The 25,180-nt window shown below is 69.9% G+C and carries 26 protein-coding genes; 18 read left to right on the top strand and 8 right to left on the bottom strand.

The window, feature by feature from the left end; genetic code table 11:
• Positions 1–45 precede the first annotated feature (45 nt).
• Positions 46–1,860, top strand: a complete 1,815-nt coding sequence (locus ASD30_RS15045; protein ID WP_235532594.1) for a BCCT family transporter — start codon at positions 46–48, stop codon at positions 1,858–1,860.
• Positions 1,861–1,950: 90 nt separating this feature from the next.
• Here ASD30_RS15045 and ASD30_RS15040 read toward each other — a convergent pair whose 3' ends face one another.
• Positions 1,951–2,259 carry an antibiotic biosynthesis monooxygenase family protein gene (locus ASD30_RS15040; protein WP_056682944.1) on the bottom strand — a complete coding sequence of 103 codons (309 nt, stop codon included), beginning with the start codon at positions 2,257–2,259 and terminating at the stop codon, positions 1,951–1,953.
• A 64-nt stretch (positions 2,260–2,323) separates the two neighbouring features.
• Between ASD30_RS15040 and ASD30_RS15035 the strand changes: the two genes are divergently transcribed.
• Genes ASD30_RS15035 through ASD30_RS15005 form a run of 7 tightly spaced genes read left to right on the top strand, consistent with a single transcriptional unit; the run spans position 2,324 to position 7,613 of the window.
• Complete coding sequence (locus ASD30_RS15035; RefSeq protein WP_056682941.1) at positions 2,324–2,890, top strand: RNA polymerase sigma factor; 567 nt, start codon at positions 2,324–2,326, stop codon at positions 2,888–2,890.
• Positions 2,887–3,900, top strand: coding sequence for a hypothetical protein (locus tag ASD30_RS15030; protein WP_056682938.1), 1,014 nt, complete (start codon positions 2,887–2,889; stop codon positions 3,898–3,900). Before ASD30_RS15035 ends, ASD30_RS15030 begins: the two co-directional genes overlap by 4 nt.
• Positions 3,901–3,912: 12 nt before the next feature.
• Positions 3,913–4,473, top strand: coding sequence for an antibiotic biosynthesis monooxygenase (locus tag ASD30_RS15025; protein WP_056682933.1), 561 nt, complete (start codon positions 3,913–3,915; stop codon positions 4,471–4,473).
• A gap of 19 nt (positions 4,474–4,492) precedes the next feature.
• Positions 4,493–5,377 (top strand): phosphoribosylaminoimidazolesuccinocarboxamide synthase, encoded by an 885-nt coding sequence (locus ASD30_RS15020; protein WP_056682930.1) that lies wholly within the window; start codon positions 4,493–4,495, stop codon positions 5,375–5,377.
• Positions 5,374–5,790, top strand: coding sequence for an SRPBCC family protein (locus ASD30_RS15015; protein ID WP_162250978.1), 417 nt, complete (start codon positions 5,374–5,376; stop codon positions 5,788–5,790). The genes ASD30_RS15020 and ASD30_RS15015 overlap by 4 nt, the downstream gene beginning before the upstream one ends.
• Positions 5,791–5,796: 6 nt before the next feature.
• Entirely contained in the window at positions 5,797–6,684 is an 888-nt protein-coding gene (locus ASD30_RS15010; protein ID WP_082563853.1) for an aminoglycoside phosphotransferase family protein, read from the top strand.
• A gap of 38 nt (positions 6,685–6,722) precedes the next feature.
• Positions 6,723–7,613, top strand: coding sequence for an aminoglycoside phosphotransferase family protein (locus ASD30_RS15005; RefSeq protein WP_056682921.1), 891 nt, complete (start codon positions 6,723–6,725; stop codon positions 7,611–7,613).
• A 34-nt stretch (positions 7,614–7,647) separates the two neighbouring features.
• On the opposite strand, the gene ASD30_RS15000 is transcribed toward ASD30_RS15005, so the two are convergent.
• A complete protein-coding gene (locus ASD30_RS15000; RefSeq protein WP_056682919.1) occupies positions 7,648–8,232 on the bottom strand; it encodes a hypothetical protein in 585 nt (194 codons plus the stop codon).
• Between the two features lie 95 nt (positions 8,233–8,327).
• Between ASD30_RS15000 and rnhA the strand changes: the two genes are divergently transcribed.
• Positions 8,328–8,795, top strand: a complete 468-nt coding sequence (gene rnhA, locus ASD30_RS14995; protein WP_056682916.1) for a ribonuclease HI — start codon at positions 8,328–8,330, stop codon at positions 8,793–8,795.
• A gap of 61 nt (positions 8,796–8,856) precedes the next feature.
• Positions 8,857–10,407, top strand: a complete 1,551-nt coding sequence (locus ASD30_RS14990) for a long-chain-fatty-acid--CoA ligase (protein ID WP_056682913.1) — start codon at positions 8,857–8,859, stop codon at positions 10,405–10,407.
• Here ASD30_RS14990 and ASD30_RS14985 read toward each other — a convergent pair.
• Positions 10,400–11,335 (bottom strand): hypothetical protein, encoded by a 936-nt coding sequence (locus ASD30_RS14985; protein ID WP_056682911.1) that lies wholly within the window; start codon positions 11,333–11,335, stop codon positions 10,400–10,402. The genes ASD30_RS14990 and ASD30_RS14985 overlap by 8 nt on opposite strands.
• A 91-nt stretch (positions 11,336–11,426) precedes the next feature.
• Here ASD30_RS14985 and ASD30_RS26650 point away from each other — a divergent pair, with 91 nt between their 5' ends.
• Positions 11,427–11,639, top strand: coding sequence for a hypothetical protein (locus ASD30_RS26650; protein ID WP_156393660.1), 213 nt, complete (start codon positions 11,427–11,429; stop codon positions 11,637–11,639).
• Between the two features lie 32 nt (positions 11,640–11,671).
• Here ASD30_RS26650 and ASD30_RS14980 read toward each other — a convergent pair whose 3' ends face one another.
• On the bottom strand, positions 11,672–12,172 hold the full coding sequence (locus tag ASD30_RS14980; RefSeq protein ID WP_056682906.1) for a general stress protein: 501 nt from the start codon (positions 12,170–12,172) through the stop codon (positions 11,672–11,674).
• 112 nt (positions 12,173–12,284) lie between these two features.
• Here ASD30_RS14980 and purS point away from each other — a divergent pair, with 112 nt between their 5' ends.
• Genes purS through ASD30_RS14965 form a run of 3 tightly spaced genes read left to right on the top strand, consistent with a single transcriptional unit; the run spans position 12,285 to position 13,668 of the window.
• Complete coding sequence (gene purS, locus ASD30_RS14975) at positions 12,285–12,557, top strand: phosphoribosylformylglycinamidine synthase subunit PurS (RefSeq protein ID WP_056682903.1); 273 nt, start codon at positions 12,285–12,287, stop codon at positions 12,555–12,557.
• A complete protein-coding gene (gene purQ / locus ASD30_RS14970; protein ID WP_056682900.1) occupies positions 12,557–13,225 on the top strand; it encodes a phosphoribosylformylglycinamidine synthase subunit PurQ in 669 nt (222 codons plus the stop codon). Before purS ends, purQ begins: the two co-directional genes overlap by 1 nt.
• Positions 13,222–13,668 (top strand): DUF3817 domain-containing protein, encoded by a 447-nt coding sequence (locus tag ASD30_RS14965; protein WP_056682897.1) that lies wholly within the window; start codon positions 13,222–13,224, stop codon positions 13,666–13,668. The genes purQ and ASD30_RS14965 overlap by 4 nt, the downstream gene beginning before the upstream one ends.
• A gap of 232 nt (positions 13,669–13,900) precedes the next feature.
• On the opposite strand, the gene ASD30_RS14960 is transcribed toward ASD30_RS14965, so the two are convergent.
• Positions 13,901–15,256 (bottom strand): glycoside hydrolase domain-containing protein, encoded by a 1,356-nt coding sequence (locus ASD30_RS14960; RefSeq protein WP_056682893.1) that lies wholly within the window; start codon positions 15,254–15,256, stop codon positions 13,901–13,903.
• A gap of 181 nt (positions 15,257–15,437) precedes the next feature.
• On the opposite strand from ASD30_RS14960, the gene purL reads away from it, so the two are divergent.
• Both purL and ASD30_RS14950 read left to right on the top strand, forming a co-directional pair.
• Complete coding sequence (gene purL, locus ASD30_RS14955; RefSeq protein WP_235532593.1) at positions 15,438–17,714, top strand: phosphoribosylformylglycinamidine synthase subunit PurL; 2,277 nt, start codon at positions 15,438–15,440, stop codon at positions 17,712–17,714.
• A 54-nt stretch (positions 17,715–17,768) separates the two neighbouring features.
• Positions 17,769–18,941, top strand: a complete 1,173-nt coding sequence (locus ASD30_RS14950; protein ID WP_235532592.1) for a hypothetical protein — start codon at positions 17,769–17,771, stop codon at positions 18,939–18,941.
• Between the two features lie 11 nt (positions 18,942–18,952).
• Here ASD30_RS14950 and ASD30_RS14945 read toward each other — a convergent pair whose 3' ends face one another.
• Both ASD30_RS14945 and ASD30_RS14940 read right to left on the bottom strand, forming a co-directional pair.
• Positions 18,953–19,741 carry an ABC transporter permease gene (locus ASD30_RS14945; RefSeq protein WP_327152744.1) on the bottom strand — a complete coding sequence of 263 codons (789 nt, stop codon included), beginning with the start codon at positions 19,739–19,741 and terminating at the stop codon, positions 18,953–18,955.
• Between the two features lie 11 nt (positions 19,742–19,752).
• Positions 19,753–20,781, bottom strand: coding sequence for an ATP-binding cassette domain-containing protein (locus tag ASD30_RS14940; RefSeq protein WP_056682882.1), 1,029 nt, complete (start codon positions 20,779–20,781; stop codon positions 19,753–19,755).
• 63 nt (positions 20,782–20,844) lie between these two features.
• On the opposite strand from ASD30_RS14940, the gene ASD30_RS14935 reads away from it, so the two are divergent.
• Both ASD30_RS14935 and ASD30_RS14930 read left to right on the top strand, forming a co-directional pair.
• On the top strand, positions 20,845–21,789 hold the full coding sequence (locus tag ASD30_RS14935; protein ID WP_200951157.1) for a helix-turn-helix transcriptional regulator: 945 nt from the start codon (positions 20,845–20,847) through the stop codon (positions 21,787–21,789).
• Positions 21,790–21,859: 70 nt separating this feature from the next.
• The gene (locus ASD30_RS14930) at positions 21,860–23,590 is read left to right on the top strand and encodes a class I SAM-dependent methyltransferase (RefSeq protein WP_056682879.1); all 1,731 of its coding nucleotides are present in this window, start codon (positions 21,860–21,862) and stop codon (positions 23,588–23,590) included.
• Here ASD30_RS14930 and ASD30_RS14925 read toward each other — a convergent pair.
• Positions 23,587–25,083 (bottom strand): M28 family peptidase, encoded by a 1,497-nt coding sequence (locus tag ASD30_RS14925; protein WP_056682876.1) that lies wholly within the window; start codon positions 25,081–25,083, stop codon positions 23,587–23,589. The genes ASD30_RS14930 and ASD30_RS14925 overlap by 4 nt on opposite strands.
• Between the last annotated feature and the right edge of the window lie 97 nt (positions 25,084–25,180).

Raw genomic sequence — 25,180 nt, 5'->3', positions numbered from 1 at the left:
CGGTCGTAGGGCTGTACCCCTGACCGCCGAGGAGGCGCCCCACTCGTGACCACGAAGCAAGATCCACCGGAACAGAAGAAGACAACCGACCGGGCCCGGTCGTTGACCGACACCGGCCCGGCCGGCGGTCAGTCCCACCCGGCGCTCGACTTCCCGCCCGTCCTGGAGGAAGCCCAGGACACCTCGAAGCTCGACAAGGTGGTCTTCGGCGTCACCGCGGCGATCGCGATCGGGTTCCTGGTCTGGGGCTTCGTCAGCACCGCCTCGTTGAGCTCCGCCTCCACGAACGCCCTCAGCTGGACCATGGAGACCCTCGGCTGGTTCTTCGTGCTGACCGCCTCGGGCTTCGTGATCTTCGCGATCTGGCTGGCGCTCGGGAAGTACGGCCACATCCCGCTCGGCCGCGACGACGAGGAGCCCGAGTTCCGCACCTCGTCGTGGATCGCGATGATGTTCTCCGCCGGCATGGGCATCGGCCTGATGTTCTACGGCGTCAGTGAGCCGCTCACCTTCTTCGCGGGCGACGCGACCGACCCGGCGGCACCCGCCGGCATCCCCGGCACCGACGGCGACACCCAGGTCGAGCTGGCCCGTCAGGCGATGGCGCAGACCCTGTTCCACTGGACGCTCCACCCGTGGGCGATCTATGCGGTGGTCGGCCTGGCCATCTCGTACGGCGTGTTCCGCAAGGGCCGCCTCCAGCTGATCAGCTCGGCCTTCGAGCCGCTGCTCGGCAAGCGCGTGCACGGCCCGATCGGCAAGGTCATCGACATGCTGGCGATCTTCGCCACGCTGTTCGGCTCCGCCGCGTCCCTCGGTCTCGGTGCCCTCCAGATCAAGGAGGGCGTCAAGGTCGTCGGCGGCATCAACAACGTCGGCAACGCGGTGCTGGTCGGCATCATCGTCTTCCTGACCATCTGCTTCATCCTGTCTGCCGTCTCCGGTGTCTCCAAGGGCATCCAGTACCTCTCCAACATCAACATGGTGCTGGCCCTGGTGCTCGCGGTCTTCGTCTTCGTGGTCGGCCCGACCATGTTCATCCTGAACTTCGTGCCCAGCGCGATGGCCGAGTACGTCGGGCTGATGCCCGAGATGACCGGCCGGGTCAACGGCCAGGGCGCCTACACCGAGTCCTGGCTGACCTACTACACGGTCTTCTACTGGGCCTGGTGGATCTCGTGGACCCCCTTCGTGGGCATGTTCATCGCCCGCATCTCGAAGGGCCGCACCATCCGCCAGTTCGTGACCGGCGTGCTTCTGGTGCCGAGCCTGGTCAGCCTGGTCTGGTTCGCGGTCTTCGGCGGTGCCGCGATCAAGTTCCAGATGGACGGCAAGAAGGTGTTCGAGGGCGGGGCCGAGGCCCAGCTGTTCAACACCCTCGACCAGTTGCCGTTCTCGACGATCGCCACGGTGCTGGTGATCATCCTCGTCGGCATCTTCTTCGTCTCCGGTGCCGATGCGGCGTCGATCGTGATGGGCTCGCTGTCCCAGCACGGCGCCCTCGAGCCGAAGCGGGCCCCGGTCATCTTCTGGGGTGTGGCCACCGGAGCGGTCGCGGCGGTGATGCTGCTGATCGGCGGCGACACGGCCTTGAACGGGTTGAAGAACATCACGATCGTGGCGGCCGTGCCGTTCGTGTTCGTGATGGTCGGCCTGTGCGTCTCGTTGGTCAAGGACCTCTCCCAGGATCCCCTGATCGTGCGGTCGGCGTACGCCCGCCAGGCGGTCCACGACGCGGTCGTCGCGGGTGTCACCGAGCACGGTGACGACTTCGTGATCGCGATCGAGGAGACCGAGCCGGCGGAGGGGTCCGAGGACGAGGAGTCGGCCGACACGACCCCGACCGACAAGACCCAGTAGGGCTCTGGTCAGGCACAGAAGGGGCCGCGACTCACCGGATGATCGGTGTGTCGCGGCCCCTTCTCGTGTGATCCGGGCCGGGCGTGTGGGTCAGGTGGAGGGCTTGACGTCGAGCACGACGTCGAACTCCAGCAGCTCGGCGCCCTGCGCCACGGGCTTTCCGTGCTCGCCGGAGTGCGCGCTGCGCGCGTCGCCGTCACGCCAGGCAGCGAAGGACTCCTCGTCGGTCCACTGCGTCACCACGAAGTAGCGCTCCTCCCCGGCAGTGGGCCGCAGGAGCTGGAACCCCAGGAAGCCGGGGGAGTTCTCGACCGTGCCGGCGCGTGCGGCGAACCGGCGCTCCAGTTCGGCGTGGGCCTGCGGGGGAACGTTGATTGCGTTGATCTTCACGACGGGCATGCTCAAGACACTAGCGGCCCGGAGCGCGTGCAACGATGTGGCCCTGCCCGGACATGAGGGAGTCATGAGCCAGTTCTCGCAGGGCCGCGACGAGACGTTCCGGGCGTTGTACGCCGAGCACTTCGACGCCGTGCTCGGGTTCGCGCTGCGTCGCGCGGACCGAGCCGAGGACGCCGCCGACGTCACCGCCGAGACGTTCCTGGTGGCCTGGCGCCGGCTCTCCCACATGCCGACCGGCGGCGAGTCCCGCCCCTGGTTGTACGGCGTGGCACGCCGGGTGCTGGCCAACCACCGGCGCGGCGAGGGGCGGCGGCACCAGCTCGGCACGCGGCTCCGTCAGCAGGTGGCCACGGTGGTGCCCGACATCGCCGACGGGGTCGTTCAGGGCACCGACGTCAACGCGGCCATCTCCCGGCTCAGCGGCCGCGACCAGGAGGTCCTCCAGCTCCATCTCTGGGAGGGGCTCGAACCGCGCGAGATCGCAGAGGTCCTGGGGCTCACCACGGTGGTGGTCAGACCGAGACTCTCGCGGGCCAGGTCGAGGTTGCGCGAGATCCTCGGCAACGATCCGCTGCCGCCCGGACATTCCCCCAGTAGACACCCACAACCCACCCGGAAGGAGGGGGCATGAACCACAAGCTGAGTGACGAGACGATCGGCGGGCTCCCGCTTCACGAGGGTCGGGCCGAGCTGCTGGAGGAAATCATGGCCACGCCCGTCCTGGACGTCATCGACACACCGAGCCACCTGAAGCGACCCCGTCCGCGCTGGATCACGGTGGCCGCAGCGGCCGCGTCGATCGCGGTGATCGCCGGCGTGCCGGCGTACCTCCTTCACGACGACGGCGCCTCCGGTGACGCCCCGGCGTTCGCTGCCGCCGTGCCGGGGCCGGTCGACCGGGCACTGCTGGGCCTCGAGGGCTGGCGGGTCATCAACATGGTCGACGGCACCGACGGCGAGATCGTCTTCGCGAACGGCGGCCAGCAGCTGGACGTCTATTGGAGCAAGGCCAGCGAGCACGACGACCGGGTCGATGACCGCGGCGACGCCGGTGACCCCGATGAGCTCCGGCTGTGGGGCGAGCCGGCCCTGATGTTCGCGTATGGCACCACCGACCACACCGTGATCCGTGGGGTCGACGGCGACGGCTTCCTCGAGATCCGAGGTTCGGGCATGGACGAGCAGGCGTTCCGCGCCCTCCTCGACGACCTTCAGCCGGTCGACGTGAAGGCGTTCGCGGCCGGCCTGCCGCCGGAGGTGGTGACTCCCGGCGAGCAGGCCGAGGTGGTCACGGAGATGCTCTCCGACGTCAAGACGCCCGTCGGGTTCGACCCCACGACCGTGCGGATCGACGGCGCCACCAACCGCTACCAGCTCGGCGCGAAGCTCACCGGCACGGTGGCCTGCGTGTGGCTCGACAAGTACGCGGCCGGCCAGGCCCGCGGCGACGACACCCTGGTCGACCGGGCCGCGAACGCCATGAAGGCGAGCCACTCATGGGCGATTCTCGACGAGATGGCCACGACGGGCGCGTGGCCGGAGCAGATCTGGGAGCAGGGCGACGCGATGGCCGCGGGTCGCGACGCCACCCGACTCATGCGGCTCTACGGCTGCAACGACGGCACGATGGTCGACGACTGACATTCTGGGGGCATGACTGCCGTCACCGTCTCCATCACCCGCCACATCGATCCCGAGCACAACGCGGAGATGCTCGCGTGGGTGGAGGCCGGCGCCTCGCTCGCCGAGCGGTTCGACGGATTCCTCGGGGTCGGCTGGGTCCGCCCGGCGATCGACTCCGACGAGTGGCACATGCTCTACCGGTTCGCGGACGCGGCGGCCCTCGCGGTGTGGGAGGCCTCGGCGCAACGCCGTTGGTGGCTCGCCGCCGCGCAGGGCCGGATCGGTGAGTCGCACGTCGAGCGCCGAACCGGTATCGAAGGCTGGTTCGACGAGCCCACGACGTACGACGTCTCCGACGGTGCAGACTCAGAGCCGCCCCCGCCGGCGCCTCCTCGCTGGAAGCAGATGGTGACGATCTTCCTGGTCTTCTTCCCGCTGAGCCTGGCCGCCAACTGGGTGGTCGGCCACTCGATCGCGGACTGGCCGCTGGTGCCGCGGGTACTCGCGTCCGTGATGGTGATGACGCCGCTGATGACCTACGTCTTCCTGCCATGGATCACCCGACGGATGTCGTGGTGGCTGCACCGGTGAGCGCGGATAGGCTCGGGTCATGCTGAACATCCCGGACGCACCCGTCATCGCCGGAACGACGCACCTCCACTCCGGCAAGGTCCGCGACCTCTACCGCATCGACGAGGGCCAGTTCGCCGGCAACCTGCTGATGGTGGCCAGCGACCGGATCAGTGCCTACGACTTCGTGCTCAGCTCCACCATCCCCGACAAGGGCGAGATCCTGACCCGCATGTCGCTGTGGTGGTTCGACCAGCTCGGCGCCGACCACCACGTGGTCTCGACCGACGTGCCCGACGAGGTGAAGGGCCGCGCGGTGATCTGCGAGTCCCTCGAGATGTTCCCGGTCGAATGCGTCGCGCGCGGCTACCTGACCGGCTCCGGCCTGCGGGAGTACGCCGGCTCCGGCGAGGTGTGCGGCATCGCGCTGCCTGCCGGTCTCGAGGACGGCAGCCGTCTGCCCGAGGCGATCTTCACGCCGGCCACCAAGGCCGAGGTCGGCGACCACGACGAGAACGTCTCGTTCGACGCGGTGGTGGCCACGATCGGCGCCGACGACGCGACGGCGCTCCGCGAGAGGACCCTCGACATCTACGGCCGCGCCGAGGCCATCGCCCGCGACCGCGGCATCATCCTGGCCGACACCAAGTTCGAGTTCGGACGTCGTGCCGACGGCGCCATCGTGCTCGCCGACGAGGTGCTCACCCCCGACTCGTCGCGCTTCTGGCCGGCCGACCAGTGGCAGCCCGGGCAGGCGCAGCCCTCGTTCGACAAGGACGTCATCCGCAACTGGCTGACCTCCCCGGCCTCCGGCTGGGACCGTACGTCGGGTGAGGAGCCCCCGGTGCTGCCCGCCGACGTCGTCGAGCTGACCCGCTCGAAGTACGTCGAGGCCTTCGAGCGGCTGACCGGCACGACCTGGTGACGTTCACAGTCTCGGTCGACTTCGCGCAGGCCCCGGACGCCGTCTTCGCCTACCTCGGCGACCCCGCACGACGGGCCGCCTGGCAGGCCAGCCTGCGCACGGTCGAGCTGCTCACCGACGGGCCGACCGGAGTGGGCACGGCCTGGCACGACGTCACCTGGCCGGGAGTGCGCCCGCGCATGGAGATCACCGTGTTCGAGCCGGGCGTGCGCTGGGCCGAGCGTGGCACCTGGCACGGCCTCGTCGTCGACCTCACCCTCGACTTCGTCGCGAACGGCGCCGGTACGACGGTGCGCGCGACTGCCTCGACGTACGCCCCGGGCTGGCGTCGTCCGCTCGGCTGGGGCCTGGGCCTGCTCGGTCCGGTGGCCGCGCGCGACGACCTGCGCCGGGCGGCGCGGCTGCTCGGGTAGGCCGCCATGAGCCGCATGCACGAGAACGAGATCGAGATCGGCGACGACCTGGTGCGGAGCCTGGTCGCCGGCCAGTTCCCCGAGTGGGCGGGCCGCCCGCTGCGTCGGCTCCCTCCGGAGGGCACCGACAACCAGCTCTTCCGGCTCGGTGACGACCTGCTCGTGCGGATGCCGCGGATCGACTGGGCGGCCGAGTCGGCCGAGTGGGAGCACAGGTGGCTGCCCCGGCTGGCGCCGCACCTGACGTTGCGGATCCCGGCACCCGTCGGGCTCGGACGGCCTGGGGAGGGCTACCCGTGGCACTGGACCGTCGTGCCGTGGATCGAGGGGGAGACCCCGACCCCCGAGACCTTCGACCCCGACGAATGGGCGGTGAGCCTCGGCAGGTTCGTCCGTGCCACCCGTGAGGTGCCCGCGATGGGTGCGCCGGTGAAGACCGAGGGGCGTGGTGCTCCGTTGTCCGGGCTGGACGAGTGGGTGCGCACATGGACGGCGCGTGCCGACACCTCCGAGATCGATCCGTCGGCGGTGCTGGCGGTGTGGGCCGACGCGCTGGAGGCCCCGGCGTGGGACGGCGAGCCGACGTGGTTCCACGGTGACCTGCACGAGGGCAACCTGCTGGTCCGTGACGGTCGACTCGCGGCCGTCATCGACTGGGGTGCGGCCGGGCGAGGCGACCCGGCGATCGAGCTGAACGCCATGTGGGGCTACCTCCCCGCGTCGGTGGCGCAGCTGTACCGGGCAGAAGTCGGCCTCGACGAGGCGGCGTACCGCCGGGCCAGGGGCTATGCCCTGGCGCCGTCGATCAGCGGCTGGACGTACTACCGCGACAGCAGTCCACGCATCTCGGAGGAGTCCCTGGCGACGGTGCGGTCGCTGATCGCCTCGCTGTGAGTGCCGGGCTCGAGGTGTGCGGCTAGTCTCGTGCCGCGATGGCCGGCCGGATGCACGACAACGAGATCACGATCAGTGACGAGCTGGTGCGCGGCCTGGTGGCCGACCAGTTCCCGGAATGGTCGGCCCTTCCGCTCCGACGTCTGCCCCCGGTGGGCACCAACAACCAGCTGTTCCGCCTCGGTGACGACCTGCTGGTCCGGATGCCCCGGGTCGATTGGGTGGCCGGCTCGGGCGAGTGGGAGCACACCTGGCTGCCCCGGCTCGCGGAGCACCTGCCATTGCCGATCCCGGCACCGGTGGCGCTCGGGGAGCCGGGCGACGGCTTCGCCTGGCACTGGACCGTGGTCCCGTGGATCGAGGGGGAGACCCCGACCGAGGACTCCTTCGACCCCGAGGAGTGGGCCACCAGTCTCGGCGCCTTCGCCCGGGCCACCCGCGCCGTGCCGGCGATGGGTGGCCCGGTGAAGACCCTCGGCCGTGGTGGTCCGCTGTCGGCCCTCGACGAGTGGGTGCGCACCTGGACGGCGCGTGCCGACACCTCCGAGATCGACCCGTCGGCGGTGCTGGCGCTGTGGGCCGACGCGCTGGACGCCCCGGCGTGGGACGGCGAGCCGACGTGGTTCCACGGTGACCTGCACGAGGGCAACCTGCTGGTCCGTGACGGACGACTCGCGGCCGTCATCGACTGGGGTGCGGCCGGGCGGGGCGACCCGGCGATCGAGCTGAACGCCATGTGGGGCTACGTCCCGGTCTCGGTGTCCGAGGTCTACCGGGACGCGGTCGGCCTGGACGAAGCGGCGTACCGCCGGTCCCGCGGCCAGGCCCTGGCGCCGGCGATCAGCGCCTGGACGTACTACCGCGGGTCCAACGCTCGCCTCTCGCTGGGTGCCCTCGGCATCCTCAGGTGCCTGCTCGCCTCACTGTGAGTGGCTGGTCTCCGGGTCGGCCTCAGGGCTCGGCTCAGTCGCGGGCGTCGACGAGCGGGATCTGGCGACGGTCGAGCTCGGTCCGGAGCACGTCCAGGAACCCCCGGTACTCGTCGTCGGTGACGGCGCCCAGGCCGGTGGTGACGTGGGCCGCCCCGTTCTCCCCGCGGTCGACCAGCCAGCGCACCTTCTCCGGCACGGTCGCCAGGAGTGCGTCGTGGTCACGGACACGGACAGTCAGGGAACGGGGCGTGCGGCCGCGCTTCGACTCACCGTGCACCGTGTCCGTCACCTGCGTGATCTGGGACCACGGCAGTCCGATCAGCTCGGGCCCGACGAGGCCGTCCTGCCCGACCGCCACGGTCAGCAGGCCCTCGCCCGTGCGGCGGCTGAGCATGAAGTTGTTGAGCGCCAGCAGGGCGCACAGTGCTCCGACCAGACCGCCGATCACGATCCAGACCAGGGCTCGCGCCACGGAAGAGCCCTGGACCAGTGAGAAGACACCCAGCGCCGCGATCGCGAACATGACGATCGCCGCGAGCATGAAGCGGATGCCGAGCCTGCGCTCCCGCGCCGGGTCCGAGTAGAGAGCGGCCAGTCGGCCTGTTGCGTCGTTCATGTGTGGTCCCCCGTCGAGTCCTCGTGCAGTGCGACGGCTGCCTACCCACTCGGGCTCCGGTTCAACCGGGGAGGCCGCTGGATAGGGTTTGCGTCATGACTGACGCCCCTTCGACGCAAGCACGGCCCGTGGTGGAGATGTGGACCGATGGCGCGTGCAAGGGCAACCCCGGCATCGGCGGCTGGGGCGCGTGGATGCGTTCGGGCGGCCACGAGCGCGAGCTGTTCGGCGGCGAGCCACTGACCACGAACAACCAGATGGAGCTGCAGGCGGTCATCGCGGGCCTCAAGGCGCTGACCCAGCCCTGCGAGGTGACGCTGCACGTCGACTCGTCGTATGTCATGAACGGCATGAAGTCGTGGATCCACGGCTGGAAGCGCAACGGCTGGAAGACGTCGGCGAAGAAGCCGGTCAAGAACGTCGAGCTGTGGCAGGCCCTGGATGCCGAGGTGAACCGCCACACCATCCACTGGGTGTGGGTGAAGGGACACTCCGGCGATCCCGGCAACGAGCGGGCCGACGAGCTGGCCAACAAGGGTGTCGACCTGGTGCGCGCGGGCTGACCCGCACACCATGTGGACGACCCTGTGACGGGGCGCACAACCGGCGGGTAGGTTCTGCGGCATGAACCTCGCCTCGCTCCTCGACGACTCCGCGCGCGACTACCCGGATCGCGACGCGATCATCCTCGGTGACACCCGCCTGACCTACGCGCAGGTCAACGGCGCGGCCAGCCAGGTGGCCAACCTGCTGGTCGAGCGCGGGGTGAAGCCCGGCGACAAGGTCGCGCTCAGCTGCCCGAACCTGCCCTACTTCTCGATCGTCTACTACGGCATCCTCAAGTCCGGCGCGACCGTCGTTCCCCTCAACGTGCTGCTCAAGGGCCGCGAGATCGCCTACCACCTCGACGACTCCGACGCCGTCGCCTACTTCTGTTTCGAGGGCACCCCCGACCTGCCGATGGCGCAGGAAGGATCGGTCGGCTTCGAGCAGACGCCCGGATGCACGCGGTTCTTCGTGATCACCGCCGACCCTGCCGCGGCCTCGCCGATCGAGGGCGCCGAGACCCTGGGCCAGGCACTCGCCGGCAAGTCCCCGGCCTTCGAGACGCATGCCACCGACGCCGACGACACGGCCGTGATCCTCTACACCTCCGGCACCACCGGCCAGCCCAAGGGCGCTGAGCTGATGCACCGCAACATGCACTCCAACGCGATGGCCTCGGCCGACCTCTTCAACGCAGACGCGGGCAACCCCGACACCTACCTGTGCGTGCTGCCGCTCTTCCACTCCTTCGGCCAGACCGTGATCCAGAACGGCGCCTTCGCGTTCGGCGGCACCGTCGTGATGCTGCCGCGCTTCGAGGCACAGGCAGCCCTCGGGCTCATGCTGAAGGAGAAGGTGACCTTCTTCGCCGGCGTCCCGACGATGTACTGGGGCCTGCTCGGTGCACTCCAGGAGGGCGTCGACGTCTCGGCCGTCGCCGCCAACCTGCGCGTCGCCGCGTCGGGTGGCTCCGCGCTCCCGGTCGAGGTGCACAAGGACTTCGCGGCGAAGTTCGGCGTCACGATCCTCGAGGGCTACGGGCTCTCGGAGACCTCGCCGGTGGCGAGCTTCTCGCCGTGGGGTCGTGAGGTGCGCGTCGGCTCGATCGGCGTACCCATCCCCGGTGTCGAGATGAAGCTGATCGACCCCGAGTGGAACGACCTCGGGTCGGGCGACGACGTGATCGGCGAGATCGCGGTCAAGGGGCCCAACATCATGAAGGGCTACTACGCCCGGCCCGAGGCCACCGCCGAGGCGATCCACGACGGCTGGTTCCGCACCGGCGACCTGGGCCGCAAGGATGCCGACGGCTACTACTACATCGTCGACCGCTCGAAGGACATGATCATCCGCGGTGGCTTCAACGTCTACCCGCGCGAGATCGAGGAGGTGCTGATGACCCACGACGCGGTTTCGCTCGCGGCGGTCATCGGCGTGCCCCACGAGAGCCACGGCGAGGAGATCAAGGCGTTCGTGATCCGCAACGAGGGCGCGACGACCAGCGAGGACGAGCTGATCGCATGGGCCAAGGAGCAGATGGCGACCTACAAGTACCCCCGCATCGTGGAGTACGTCGACGCGCTGCCGATGACCGCGACCGGCAAGATCCTCAAGCGCGAGCTCAGCTGACGAACGTCACGTCGTCGGCCAGCCACTCGCCGTCCTCGTTGACCAACGAGATGAGGAGGCGCTGGTCGCGGTCGACACCTTGTGGCGCGTTCGTGTTGGTGACGGTTCCCTCGGTGGCGACCAGCACCGTCGCGGTGTCACCGGGTGCTTCGCCGGTGAACTTGTCGAGAGCGGCAACGGTCACCTCGCTCGTGAACACGGAACGGGCGGTCGAGACCGTCTTCTTCATGCTGGGCAGACTTCCCTTGAACTGGTCGTGAAAGGTGCCCGTGGACAGGTCCAGCACGGCCTGGGTGTCGGCGTCGAGAGTGCGGTGGTCCAGGTTCGTGAACGCGGACGCCAGTTCGATGGCCGCGTCGACGGCGGCCGCCCGCCCGGGTTCGGGGTCCTGGATGCCGGAGGCATCAGAAGCGTTCGTGTCCAGCTCGTCGACCAGCCACGTGTCGCCGTGGTCGTGAACCATGCTGGCCACCACGGTCGCCGACTGGCGGTTCGTGGAGCCTCCGGCGCGGCGCACCGTCTGGTCGATGAACAGGACCACCTTGATGGTGTCGTTCTGCCCGGTGATCGTGCCGCTCTCGACGACCCTGACGTCCTGGCTGGCTCGCTGCTTCCTGACCATCGGTCGCAAGGTCGTCCGAGTCTTCTCGATCTCCGTGGCCATCCGCTCGGTCAGCAGGTGCTCGGCTGCCGTGTAGGCGGCGTCGAAGTCCTGGTGGTCGTAGGCGAGCACTCCGACCACAGCCTCCTCAGCGGCGGTGGTGGCAAGGAAACGGGCGGTGTCGCCGATCGCAGGGACAGGTGGCGCCGACGCACCCGTCCCGCTGCTGCGGCCGGCAGCCGTCTCGGGGTCCGAACAGGCAGACGAGAAACCGAGGAGTACGGCGACCAGGGCGAGTGCCGTGACAGAGCGGCTGACGGTGTTCACGCGCGCAGTCTGCCCGGGCCGGCGACTTTTCATGCGCTCCGCTCACCTGTTGCTCAGGTTCCGCCAAGGAATGCGAGCAACTCTCTCTGGCATGACTGAACCGACCCCCGCTCAGCCGCCGCCCACTGGTCCGCCGCCGCGCAAGCGTCGGCGTACGGTCCTGATGACTGCCGGCCTCACCGCCAGCGCCAGCGTGATCGCGGCGACCGTGTTCGGCGCCCAGGCGGAGAACAGCGGGGCCGACGATGCCGACTCGACGTCCCAGACACCGTGGTACGGCGACCCGTTCCTCGAGGACGACTGACCCGGGCGGCCGGTCAGGTCACTCGGGTCAGGTCACTCGAATGGATTGGGCAGCGCGCCGGGCAGGCGGGCAAGGATCTGCTGCGCGGTCTGCAGGTGCTTGTGCTCGACGAGCACCTCGTACTTCGTGGCGACGACCGCGCTGACCGAGGAGAAGTCACGGCGGCCGCGGGTGCCTGCGAAGCCGACCAGACCCCAGACCAGGCCGAACACGGCACCCATCAGGGCGGTCGACACGATCATGGCGAGTATGTTGCCGTCGCCGAAGAGCGAGAAGATCAGGCCGACGAAGAGGCCCAGCCAGGCGCCCGACAGCGCGCCGGCCAGCGCGACCTTGCCGGTGGTGAGCCGGCCGGTGATGCGCTCCACCTGCTTGAGGTCGGTGCCGACGATCATGCAGTTCTGGACCGGGAACTCCTCGTCGGAGAGGAAGTCGACGGCCCGCTGGGCGTCGGCGTACTTGTCGTAGACGGCGAGTGACTGCGGGAACTCGAGAGCCATGGCGTTCGCGTGGTCCGGGGTGGGTGCTGGCATGCCTCCATCATGCCTGCCCCGCCGAACCCGGATCTGAGCCGCCGTCGGGCCGGGGGCAGGGCGGCCCTAGACTGGGCCCCGTTCGCGAACCCCTTGCACCAAGGAGCCTCCCGTGGCCCGTGTCGTCGTCGACGTCATGCTCAAGCCTGAAATCCTCGATCCCCAGGGCAAGGCCGTGCACGGTGCCCTGCCCCGTCTCGGCTTCGACGGCGTTGCCGACGTCCGCCAGGGCAAGCGCTTCGAGCTCGAGCTCGAGGGTGAGCTCACCGAGGAGAGGCTCGCCGAGGTGCACAAGCTCGCCGAGACGCTGCTCTCCAACCCCGTGATCGAGGACTACGCCATCCACATCGAGGGTGACGCCGCTCCCGGGAAGCGCCGCGCCTGATGAAGGTCGGAGTGGTCACCTTCCCCGGTTCCCTCGACGACGTCGACGCGCGCCGCGCCGTACGCCTGGGTGGCAATGAGGCCGTCGCGCTGTGGCACCGCGACCACGACCTCCAGGGCGTCGACGCGGTCGTGCTCCCCGGCGGCTTCTCCTACGGCGACTACCTGCGCTGCGGCGCGATCTCACGTTTCTCCCCGGTGATGACCGAGGTCGTCGCCGCTGCCGGCAAGGGCCTGCCCGTGCTCGGCATCTGCAACGGCTTCCAGATCCTGTGCGAGTCCCACCTGCTGCCCGGCGCGTTGATCCGCAACGACCACCGCAAGTTCGTCTGCAGGGACCAGCGGCTGCGCATCGAGAACAACCGCACCCCCTGGACCTCGTCCTACGCCGAGGGTGCGGAGGTCACCGTCGTGCTCAAGAACGGCGAGGGCTCCTACGTCGCCGACGCCGAGACGCTCGACCGTCTCGAGGGGGAGGGGCGCGTCGTCGCCCGCTACCTCGACGGCAACCCGAACGGCTCGCTGCGCGACATCGCCGGCATCACCAACGAGGCGGGCAACGTGGTCGGCCTGATGCCGCACCCCGAGCACGCTGTCGAGGACCTGTGCGGACCCGGCACCGAGGGGCTCGGCTTCTTCACCGGCCTGGTCGAGAGGGCCTTCGCGTGAGCCCGTTGACCCTGTTCCGCCGGGTCGCGATCGCCGAGGCGATCACCTGGGCGCTGCTGCTCACCGGGATGTTCCTCAAGTACGTCACGGAGACCACCGAACTCGGCGTCCGCATCTTCGGCATGGTCCACGGCATCGTCTTCGTCGCGTACTGCCTGACCACCGTCGTCGTCTGGATCGACCAGAAGTGGTCGTTCGGTCGGCTGGTGCTCGGCCTGTTGAGTGCGGTGCCGCCCTTCATGACGGTGTGGTTCGACCGTCACGCCGAGAAGGCCGGTGCCCTCGACTCGACGTGGCGCCTGCGTGGCGAACGACCCTCGGGGGTCCTCGAGAAGCCCACCGCCTGGCTGCTGCGCAACCCGCTCGCCGGGGCCGTGGCCGGTGTCGCCGCCGTCGGCGTACTCACCGCCGTGGCCCTCACCGTCGGACCCCCGGCGAGCTGAACCTCTGAGACGAACAATCCCGTGATGCCGCCGGACGACACCGAGTGACGCGTCGTCTGCTCATTTCGACCTACAGTTCACGCCTCGGGTGCGTCCGTTGAGCGTGACCGGAGCGTCGCGGCGAGCGAACTGCAGGTTGAAATGAGCGCCTTGGCCCGGGTGGCCGACACGTCGTTCGCTGACTGCCCGCAGCCGACGTCCGAGCGTGCCCGGTCCTTCAGCGGAGCGGTGCTCAGTAGCGTCCGTCGCGCAGCCGGGACCAGGCCGTCCGGTTCATCACGCCGGTGTCGGCGCCGCCCAGGTTGCGCTGCCACAGCTTGGTGACCGCCTCGGTCCGGGCGTCGAAGACGCCGGTGACGGGCACGTAGCGACCGGTGGCCGCGGTCAGTGCGCGCTGGGCCAGCCGCACCGGAGGGCCGGTGTGGCCGCGCTTGACCGTGCGGTAGGCGCCGGTGCTGTTGAGCATCACCCAGCTGCGCTTGGTCCAGGTCACCGCGACGCGAAGTCCACGCTGGCGCTGGAAGGCGTTGATCGCCTTGATGGTCGGCGTGTCATACCTTCCGTTGATCGCCCCGGCGTACAGCTTCACGTGCGTCAGCTGGCACTGCAGCGCCTTCACCGCAGCCACGTTCGACGGTGCGAGGCGCTTGTTGAGCGCCGGGAACGACGACAGGTTGATGTTTGCCTTGCCCCCGCAGCTCAGGCCCTGGCGACTGGCCCAGGAGCCCTTGCCCACGTCGAGGAAGTTGCTGTCGATGTTGATGGTCGTGCCGCCCCACGTCTCGTTGTGGCCGCCGCGGTACTGCTTGACGCGGCGGTGCGGCTGCCAGCCGTCCTCGCGGATGTAGTCGGTCGAGGTGTTGGCCACGCCGTCCCAGCGGGCGATCCAGATGCGGTCCGGGAGGGTGAAGCGGCCGGGCCGGTTCACCCGCGCGTCGTCGAGCATCTTGATGCCCGAGCCGGCGCTGGAGTAGACGCCCGAGACGTAGCCGAGCGTGTGCAGGCGTCCGGTCCAGGCGTGCAGGAAGTAGATCGCCGACTCGCGGCACGACGTGATGTTGTGGTTGAAGCCCTCGAGGTCGTACCAGAGCGTGCTGCCCGGCACGATGCCCAGGCGCTTCGCCGCGGCGACCGCCTTGTCCGCCTCGCGGCGGCCCTGGCCACGCGCCGCCTGGTAGCTCCGGTAGCTGCTCGGCTTGATGGTCTCGTCGTCGCCGTACCGCGGGAAGCGGTCGAGGCAGTCGGCCTGGGGTCCGAGTGTGATCGGCAGCAGCACCCACCGGTTGGCCAGCTGGCGCGTGACCCAGCTCGGGGTCAGGTTGGGCTGGGTGCGGCAGGCGCGTGAGTCACCAGAGATGTAGATGCCGACCGCCGAGAACGGCGAGTGCTCCATCCAGGCGTCCATCTTGGACTGCGTCGGGGTGAGGCACTGGTCGAACCCGTAGCCGGTGAAGTCGCCGGGGGTGACCCGGTTGTCGGCATGTGCGGGCGCGGCGACGGAGGTCAGGCCGAAGCCGGCGAGGGTCGCGACGAGGCCACTGACGAAGAGGGTCCGCAGTCGCTTGCGAGGCTGGGAAAGGGGGCTCATCTTGGTCTCCAATGGGGAAGGAACTGCGTCACCCTAACCACACAAGTAACACCAGTAACAGTGGTTCGGTTGAACTACAAATCTGTAATTCATGCAGGTCAGACGGGGTGTGGGCGAGTCGCGGCGACCATCGCGGAGTGCGGGGCGTGACGTGCGAACCACGCGCCCTAGGATGTGCCTCGTGCCTGAGACTCCCCGCCCTGTCCTCGACACCGTCGACGTAGCCGCCGCCGACCCCACCCGCGAACAGCCGTGGGCCGATCTCGGTCTGAAGGCCGACGAGTACGCCCGGATCCGCGAGATCCTCGGCCGCCGTCCGACCAGCTCCGAGCTGGCGATGTACTCGGTGATGTGGTCCGAGCACTGCTCCTACAAGTCGAGCAAGGTGCACCTCAAGCAGTTCTCCGAGATTCCCCAGGAGACGCCGGTCGGCAAGATGCTCGCCGGCATCGGGGAGAACGCCGGCGTCATCGACATCGGCCAGGGCTACGCGGTGACGTTCAAGGTCGAGTCGCACAACCACCCGTCGTACGTCGAGCCCTACCAGGGCGCGGCGACCGGCGTCGGTGGCATCGTCCGCGACATCCTCGCCATGGGCGCCCGCCCGGTCGCCGTGATGGACCCGCTTCGCTTCGGCCCGCTCGACGCCGATGACACCCACCGGGTGCTGCCCGGCATCGTGGCCGGCGTCGGCGGCTACGGCAACTGCCTGGGCCTGCCCAACATCGGCGGCGAGGTCGTCTTCGACGCGACGTACGCCGGCAACCCGCTGGTCAACGCGCTCTCCATCGGCGTGCTCCGCCACGAGGACCTCCACCTCGCCAAGGCTTCGGGCGTCGGCAACCAGGTGATCCTCTACGGCGCCCGCACCGGGGGCGACGGCATCGGTGGCGTCTCGATCCTGGCCTCCGAGACCTTCGAGTCGACCGGCCCGGCCAAGCGGCCCAGCGTCCAGGTGGGCGACCCCTTCATGGAGAAGCTGCTCATCGAGTGCACCCTCGAGCTGTTCCAGGCCCGCGTGGTCGCCGGCATCCAGGACCTCGGTGGAGCCGGACTCTCGTGCGCCACCTCCGAGCTGGCCTCCGCCGGTGACGGCGGCATGCGCTGCTCGCTGGACCGGGTGCCGCTGCGCGACTCCACGCTCTCGCCCGAAGAGATCCTGATGAGCGAGTCGCAGGAGCGCATGATGGCGGTCGTCGAGCCCGGCGATGTCGAGGCGTTCATGGCGATCTGCGAGAAGTGGGACGTCGAGGCCGTGGCGATCGGCGAGGTCACCGACACCGGTCGCCTCGAGATCGACTGGCACGGCGAGCGCGTCGTCGACGTGCCGCCGCGGTCGGTGGCGCACGACGGACCGACGTACAACCGGCCGTTCGCCCGCCCCGAGTGGCAGGACGCCCTCCAGGCCGACGGCGCCGAGAAGCTGGCCCGTCCGACGACCGGCGACGAGCTCAGGGCCACTCTGCTGCAGCTGATCGCCTCGCCGAACCTGTGCGACAAGTCCTGGGTCACCGACCAGTACGACCGCTACGTGCAGGGCAACACCGTGCTCGCGCAGCCGTCCGACTCCGGCATGATCCGCGTCGACGACGCGACCAACCTCGGCGTCGCGGTCTCCACCGACTGCAACGGCCGTTTCGCCAAGCTCGACCCGTATTTCGGCGCGCAGCTGGCGCTGGTCGAGTCCTACCGCAACGTGTCGACCGGTGGCGCGACGCCGATGGCGATCAGCGACTGCCTCAACTTCGGCTCGCCCGAGGACCCCGACGTGATGTGGCAGTTCGCCGAGGCCTGCCGCGGCCTCAAGGACGCCTGCCTCGAGCTCGGCATCCCGGTCACCGGCGGCAACGTCAGCCTCTACAACCAGACCGGCGAGACCGCGATCCTGCCGACCCCGGTGGTCGCCGTGCTCGGCGTGATCGAGGACGTCACCCGTCGTACGCCGACCGGCTTCGTGGCCGAGGGCGAGCGCATCTTCCAGCTCGGCTCCACCCGTGAGGAGCTCTCCGGTTCCGAGTGGGCCCACGTCGTGCACGACCACCTCGGCGGTCGCCCGCCGGTCGTCGACCTCGCCGCAGAGAAGGCGCTCGGTGCGCTCCTGGTCGAGGCAGTGGGCGTGGTCACCAGTGCCCACGACCTCTCCGACGGCGGCCTCGCGATCGCGTTGGCCGAGTCGGCACTGCGCAACGGCATCGGAGCCGCGGTCGCCGTGCAGGGTGACGCGTTCGTCAACCTGTACGCCGAGTCCGCGGCCCGCGCGATCGTCACGGTGCCCGAGGCGTCCGCCGACGCGTTGGTCGCCCTGGCCGAGAAGCACGGTGTGCCGGTGACTCCGATCGGTCGCACCGGCGGCTCCACGCTCTCGGTCGAGGGTCCGAACCCGGAAGCACGTTTCGAGGTGCCTGTCGACGAGATCCGCACCGCCTGGGCCGCCACCCTGCCCGCTGCCCTGGGCTGAGAGGTTTCCAGCGGTCCGGTTCCGGGCACACCCCGAACGGGACCCGACACGGAGGTGCAGCACGTGGGAAACCGGCGTACGACGGCGCGACTGGCCGTCCTGGCAGTGGCCGCGACGGTGCTCGTCGCAGGCTGCTCCGACGATGACGGGAGCAACGATGGCGACGAGAAGCACCGGTCGCCGCAGTCCCTCAGCGAGGGCTACAGCGTCCGCGGTGCGTTGGCCGAGATCCCTGCCTCTGCCGTGGACGACGACGTCCTGGTGCAGACCGCGGACCTGCGGGCGGCCACCGAGGCGGCCGGGCTCGACGTCCCCACCGACGGCAGCCGTGAGGCGACGTCGCCGTGGCTGAGCGGGCTCACCGATGCCTCCTCCGAGTCGCCCACGCCGGTGTTCGTGCCGTTCGGGGAGTCGTTCAACCTCCAGGCGGCCGCGCCGGAGGAGTTCGCCGAGCTGCTCGGGTGGTCGGTGCTCGACGTCGACAGCTTCGTGGAGCTCAGCGTGCCGCCCGGCCGCTTCGCCGTGGTCACCGGTGACTTCGACGACGACACTCTCTCCAGCGACCTGACCGAGGTCGGCGACGGCGTCGTGACCGACGTCGAGGGGGAGGATTTCGAGAACCACCTCGATGCGGTCAACGCCGCGAACCGGCTCGGCGTCCCGACCCGGCTGGCCAGGCAGGGTGACCACATCGCGCTCAGCCCGTCGACCCCTGCGGTCGAGTCCTGGCTCGAGGGCGGCGACAGCCTGGCCGACGACGACTCCCTTGCCGCGGTCGCCGACGCCCTCGACGACGAGGGCGCGATCTCGGCGGTGCTGACCCGCGTCGAGGGTGGGGCGGACCCCGCCTCCGCCGTCCTCGGGTCGCAGGCCTCACCGGAACAGCTGGAGGCGCTGAACGAGCAGCTCGAGGGTTCCGTGCCGGAGGACCCGTTCGACGCGGTCGGCATCGGCTGGTCGGTCGACGACGGTGAGGCCGAGGTGCACGTGGCCTACCACTTCGACTCGACCGACGCCGCACGAGACGGTGCAGAGGTGCTGGAGAAGACCTACCGCGAGGGGACCAGCTCGGTGTCACGGACGCCGTACAGCGACTACCTCGACGTCGAGGACGTCGACGCCGACGGCCCCGTGGTGACGGTGACAGTCACTCCCGCTGAGCAGGGCCGGACGAGCTTCCTCTACCAGGCCCTGCAGCAGCGCGAGCTCCTGTTCGTCTCTCGCTGACCGGCCCGGGCTCAGGACGAGTTGCGCATCGCCTTCAGGCCGATCGCGATTCCGAAGGCGGCCATCAGCGCGGAGCCGGCGAACCCGGCGGCGATCGAGTCGACCGGGTAGCTGCCGGCGAACAGCTCCCGCACCGCCTCCACGACGTACGTCAGCGGGTTGAGGTTCGAGGCGATCTCCAGCCAGCGCGGTGCGCCGTCGAGGGGCAGCAGGATGCCGGCCAGCAGCAGCACCGGGAAGATCAGCGTCTGCTGCACGGTCCAGAAGATCCACTCGTTGTCCTTCGAGGCCAGCGCCAGCGCGAAGGACAACGCGCCGACCCCGACGCTGAACAGCGACAGGATCGCCACTCCGATGAGTACGCCGCCCAGGTGCAGGTCGAAGCTGAACGGCGTCACGACCAGCAGGATGATCGCGGTCTGCATCAGCATCGGCACGACCTCCTTCAGGGCTCGCCCGACCAGCAGTGACGACCGGCTCAGCGGCGAGACCAGCAGTCGCTCGTGCGAGCCGGTGAGCATCTCGTTGGTCAGGTTCGCGCCGGTGAACGAGGCGCCCATCAAGCAGGTCATCGCCACGATGCCGGGCACGAACCACTGCAGCGCCGAGCCGTCGGGCGTGTCGGGCAGCAACGGGGCGAAGAGGCCGAGGAAGACCAGCGGCTGCACCATCGCGAAGAGCACGGACGCCGGCTCCCGCAGCACCGGCTTCAGCTCGCGGGTCATCACGTTCCACGTGTCGGCGAGGAACCCGTTGGCGGGACTGTCCGGCGTCGCCTGCCGGACGCGGGTGGGGTTCAGGACTGCGGTGCTTATGCTGCTTCCACCTTCTCGTTCGAGTGGTCGGTCGGGGTCGATGCATCGGCGTTCTCCTGGGCCTCGCGGAGGCTGCGCCCGGTCAGGTCCAGGAAGACGTCGTCGAGGGTGGGGCGGGTGACCTCGATGCTGCGCGGCGCCATGCCGCGCCGTTCGAGCGAGGCGAGCAGCCCGGGCGCCAGCTCGTGGCCGCCGGCCACGCGCACCGTGACCATGCGGCCGGTGCGCTCGACGACCGCGCCGTCGAGGAGCGCTGCGTGCTCGGCGGCCACCGTCGCGTCGATCTCGTCGACCAGGCCGAGGGTCACGAGGTCACCCAGCCCGGACTTGAGCGAGTGCGCCGTGTCGTCGGCGATCACGGTGCCGTGGTCGATCACGATCACCCGCTCGGCCAGCGCGTCGGCCTCCTCGAGGTAGTGCGTGGTCAGCACGATCGTCGAACCGGTCGAGGCGTGCAGCCTCTCGACCAGCCCCTGCAGGTTCGCCCGGTTCTGCGGGTCGAGCCCGGTCGAGGGCTCGTCGAGGAAAAGCACCCGGGGCAGGTGCACGAGGCCCATCGCGATGTCGAGGCGTCGCCGCTGCCCGCCGGAGAGCGTGGAGACCTTGCGGTCCGCGACGGCGGAGAGGTCGAGGTCCTCGACCAGCTCGTCGGCGCGGGAGCGGGCCTGCGCCCGCGACAGGCCGTGGGCGCGTCCTTGGCTGACCAGCTCGTCACGACCGCGCTGGACGTGGCCGGCGCCGTTGCCCTGGCCGACGAAGCCGATCGCGCGGCGCACCTCGTGCTGCTCGGTGACCACGTCGTGCCCGGCGACGGAGGCGGTGCCCGACGTCGGCGGGATCAGTGTGGTGAGCATGCGCAGGGTCGTGGACTTGCCGGCGCCGTTGGGTCCGAGGAAGGCGACCAGCTCGCCCTGGCCGATCTCCAGATCGAGGCCACGAACCGCCTCGACCGTCTGCTTGCGTGCCGTGAAGTGCCGGGTCAGGCCTCGGGTCACGATCACGGGTGCTGCGTCTGTTGTCGTCATGAGGAGCACTCTTCCGACCATTCAGGCCACTTCCTGACCGCTATCAGAATTAGTCTGGAGGACATGAACACCAGTGCCCGGATGCTGCGCCTCCTCTCGCTCCTGCAGACCCACCGCTACTGGCCCGGCGGCGAGCTGGCCGGCCGGCTCGAGGTCAGCGCCAGGACGCTGCGCCGCGACATCGACCGGCTGCGCGAGCTCGGCTACCCGGTCGACGCGTCCCGAGGGGTGGCCGGCGGCTACCAGCTCCAGGTCGGGACGACGCTGCCGCCCCTCCTGCTCGAGGACGAGGAGGCGGTCGCCATCGCGGTCGGGCTGCGCACTGCGGCCGCCGGTGCCGTCGGTGGGCTGGAGGAGACGTCCCTCCAGGCCCTGACCAAGGTCATCTCGCTGATGCCGCCACGGCTGCGTCGGCGCATGGATGCGCTCAAGACCCAGACCGTGCCTGCCCCGTCGTACGGCCCGAGCATCGATGCCACGACCCTCACCTCGCTCGCGCAGGGGTGTCGCGACTCCGAGACGGTGCGGTTCGCCTACACCGCCAAGGACGCCGACCTGACCCAGCGCCACGTCGAGCCGCGCCGCCTCGTCTCGATCGGACGGCGGTGGTACCTCGTCGCGTGGGACCGCGGCCGTGACGACTGGCGCAGCTTCCGCGTCGACCGCATCGGCGCGGTCGAGCTGACCGGCGCCCGCTTCCTGTCCCGCGAGCTCCCCGCCGCCGATGAGCTCGCGTTCGTGCAGGCCGGGTTCAAGCAGGTGCCCAGGAGGTACGACGTGCGTGTGCGGTTCGCGGCCACGCGCAAGGAGGTCGAGCAGGTCGTGGGTCGGTGGGCCGAGCTGTCCGACGACGGCGAGACCACCCTGATGCGCATGCACGCCGACGACCTGTTCTGGCCGCTGGCCGTGCTCGCCTCGGTCGACGCTCCGTTCGAGGTCGAGGGGCCCGACGAGCTGCGGGAGCGGGTGGCCGCGGTGGCCACCAGGTTCGCGGCGCGCCCCGCGTGAGCCGAACGAGGGACCGGAGCCGTCACCTATCCTGTCGTGCGTCCGCTCCACCACCGTCCTTGGGAGATCCATGACCGCATCACCTCGTCGTTCGCGTGACCTCGGCATCCGCAGGCAGGTCCGTCGACGGCTGGGGAGTGCGGCCCGCCGCCTCGGCGTCCAGCGCGTGCAGCCGGCGCCACCCGCGCCCGTGGTCCGTACCGGCATGGTGGAGGACTTCGAGCCGCGCTGGATCGAGGGCTGGATCGCCGTGGCCCCGGGCACGCCGGCGGTGACCGTGACCCTGCGCGTGAACAGGACCGACCTCGTCACCACGCTGGTGGCCGACCCGGCGAAGCGCCGCGTCCCGGGGGCCGAGGTGCGGCGGTTCCGCTTCCGGGTCAAGGAGCTCTGGGACTACATCGGCACCCACGACCGGCTCGCCGTCGTCGTGGACGGCCGCCCGCTGCCCATCGCCGCTCACGGCACGGTCTACCGGCCGCGCAGCAACGGGCCCCACCGACTGCAGGAGCTCAAGGACAAGCTGGCGGGAGACCACGTCTTCTCACGTTCCGGAGCACTCCAGGTCGCGAAGAACCTCGACACGGCCTGGCAGCGACGCACCATGACGCAGGCCGGGCGAGTGCGCGACTTCGTCTCCGAGAGGTTCGGGCTCGACGCCTTCTTCATCTACGGGACCCTGCTCGGGGCGGTCCGCGAGAACGGTGTGATCGGCCACGACTCCGACATCGACCTCGCCTACGTCTCCGGGCACCGGAACGGCGCCGATGCTGCCCGCGAGCTCCACGACATCGCGTTCGCCCTGATCGATTCCGGCTTCCGGGTGCTCGCCTACGGCACGCACCTGCGGATCGCCAACGAGATCGAAGGTGACAAGGACGCCCACGTCGATCTCTTCCACACCTACTTCGACGAACACGACGTCCTCGGCTTTCCCTACGGGGTCTCGGGTGTGGTCGACGTACGCGCGTCGGACTGGACCGGCGTGCACGAGATCGACTTCGCCGGCAGCACGGGCCTCTTGCCCAACTGTGCGGAGCGGGTGGCCGAGGCGCTCTACGGGACGGGCTGGCGGGAACCACAGCCCGGCTTCAACTGGGACCGGGACCGCCGGACCCGCGCCGCGGACGCCCTCATGCCCCGCGCATGGACCCAGCAGATCTACTGGGCCGACTTCTACGAGCACACCGGGTTCTCGACGCCGTCGGCCTTCTTCGAGGCGGTCAGTGCACGAGCCGACGTGCCCCGGATCGTGGTGGACCTCGGCTGTGGTGAAGGGCGCGACTCGGTCGCGCACGCCGAAGCCGGTCGTCGCGTGTTCGGGATCGACCGCTCGCAGCGCGGCATCCGTCGTGCCGAGGCGAAGGCGGCCGAGCTCGGACTCGAGGACCGACTGAGCTTCCACGAGTGCGACGTCGCCGACACCGAGGCGCTGGCATCCGTCGTGGGGAGGGCGCGCGCCGAGGCGGGCGACGAACCTGTCATGTTCTACCTGCGGTTCTTCCTGCACTCCCTCGAGGAGGAGACGCAGGACGCCCTGCTGTCGAGCCTCGACGCGCTGTCCCGGCCCGGCGACGTCCTCGCTGCCGAGTTCCGGACCGCAGACGACAAGGCGAACCCGAAGGTCCACCGCCATCACTACCGCCGCTACCAGGACGGCCCGGCGTTCGGGGCCGCCCTGGCACAGCAGCATGCGTTCGAGGTGCTGGAGGAGCAGGAAGGCATCGGGCTCTCGCCCTACCAGGACGAGGATCCCCACCTCTACCGAGTGGTCGCCCGGCGCTCGGGGGGCACCTCCTAGTTCACCCCTCGGGTCGACCCGGCCAGCGTGATGATCACGTGCGCCATCGCATCGGAGTTGTGGTCGATCGCCTCGACGCTCACGTTGCCGACGCCGTCGCACGCGGCGTGGTAGCACGGGTCGAACTCCTCGCCCACCGTGCCGCCCCATGCCTCCGCCTGGGCCTCGGTCTTGACCGCCTCGTGGCCGGTGAAGAGACCTCCGGAGGGAATTCCGGCCTCGATGAAGGGGCCGTAGTCACTGCGGCCGGTGAAGGCCGCCTCCTCGGAGACCAGGCCCTGGGAGTCGAAGTACCCGTGGAACAACGCCTCGATGGCCCCCGAACCCTCGGGGCCCTCGGCCGCGTCGGGCGGCGGGAAGCGCGAGTTGTCGCCGTCCAGCACGAAGAGCCCGTAGTTGGGTGAGCCGATCATGTCGAAGTTGAGGTACGCCGCCACGCTGTCCAGCGCCTCCGGGTCGTTCTCGGCGAGGTCGGCGACGTAGTGCGTCGAGCCGAGCAGCCCGGCCTCCTCCGCGCCCCACCAGGCGAACCGCACCGTGTTCCTCGGCTTCACCTTCTTCATCTGCACGGCCACCTCGAGGAGCGTGGCGCTGCCGCTGGCGTTGTCGTTCATGCCGGCGCCGTCGGTCACGCTGTCGAGGTGCGCACCGGCCATCACCACGTTGGCGTCGTTGCCGCGGTTGGTGTCGGCGGTGATGTTCCACGTCGGCCTGATCTCCGACTCCGTCGAGGTGGCCAGGTGCACGCTGGTACCGGCCACGTCGAGCGACTGGCCGATCGCGAAGCTGGTGCCGACCGCGGGCACCGTCACGTCGGGCCCGCCGAGGGTTCCGCTGAACGCGTCGGTGGCGCGGTCGGTGCCGGTGTTCATGATGATGACGCCGGTCGCACCGGCGGCCTCGGCGTTGAGCACCTTCACCCCGAAGGTGCAGCCGCCGCGGCGGATCAGCGCGATGTTGCCGGCCGTGAAGCCGGCGAAGTCCTCGGCCTCGCAGCCGCTCGTGGAGCCGGACAGGTCGCCCAGGTTCAGGTCGACCGACTGCACGGTCGCGGTGACGTCGCCGGAGCCCGAGTAGTCCATCAGGCCGAAGTCGGTGTCCTCGACGTACGTCGTCGCCTCGGGGGTGACCCGCTCGAATGTCGACGGGGTGACCTGCGCGAAGTAGGGGAAGTCGAACTCCTGGACGACGGGGGAGTAGCCCGCCGCCTCGAGGGTGTCGACCACGTAGTCCCGCGACGCGGCGAAGCCCGGCGTCCCGGAGGCGCGGTTGCCGTCGTGCGCGGCGGCGATGTCGGAGAGTGCCTCGATGCGCTCCATCACGTGCTCGGGGGTGACTGCGGCCCGGAGCTTGCGGGAGCTGTTGTTGTTCCGGTCGGTGTTGTTGGCGTCGTCGGGGTCGGCGGTGGCGGGCGCTTGGGCGGCGGTGGCCGCGAGGAGTGCCGCGCCGCCGAGCAACGCGGTGGTGCGTAGCCAGCGGGAATGGTGGGTCACGAGCGATCCTTCCGAGAAGGCACGAACGGGATTTCCGTGTGCCGTGGATCACCCTGCCGGGAATGGCCCATGCCTGTCGACACCTCCGCGAGGCCGG

This window comes from Nocardioides sp. Root140 (genome assembly GCF_001426745.1).
Classification (GTDB): Bacteria; Actinomycetota; Actinomycetes; order Propionibacteriales; family Nocardioidaceae; genus Nocardioides.
The sequence above is the reverse complement of the archived record's forward strand: the minus strand, read 5'-3'. Positions and strand labels throughout refer to the sequence as shown.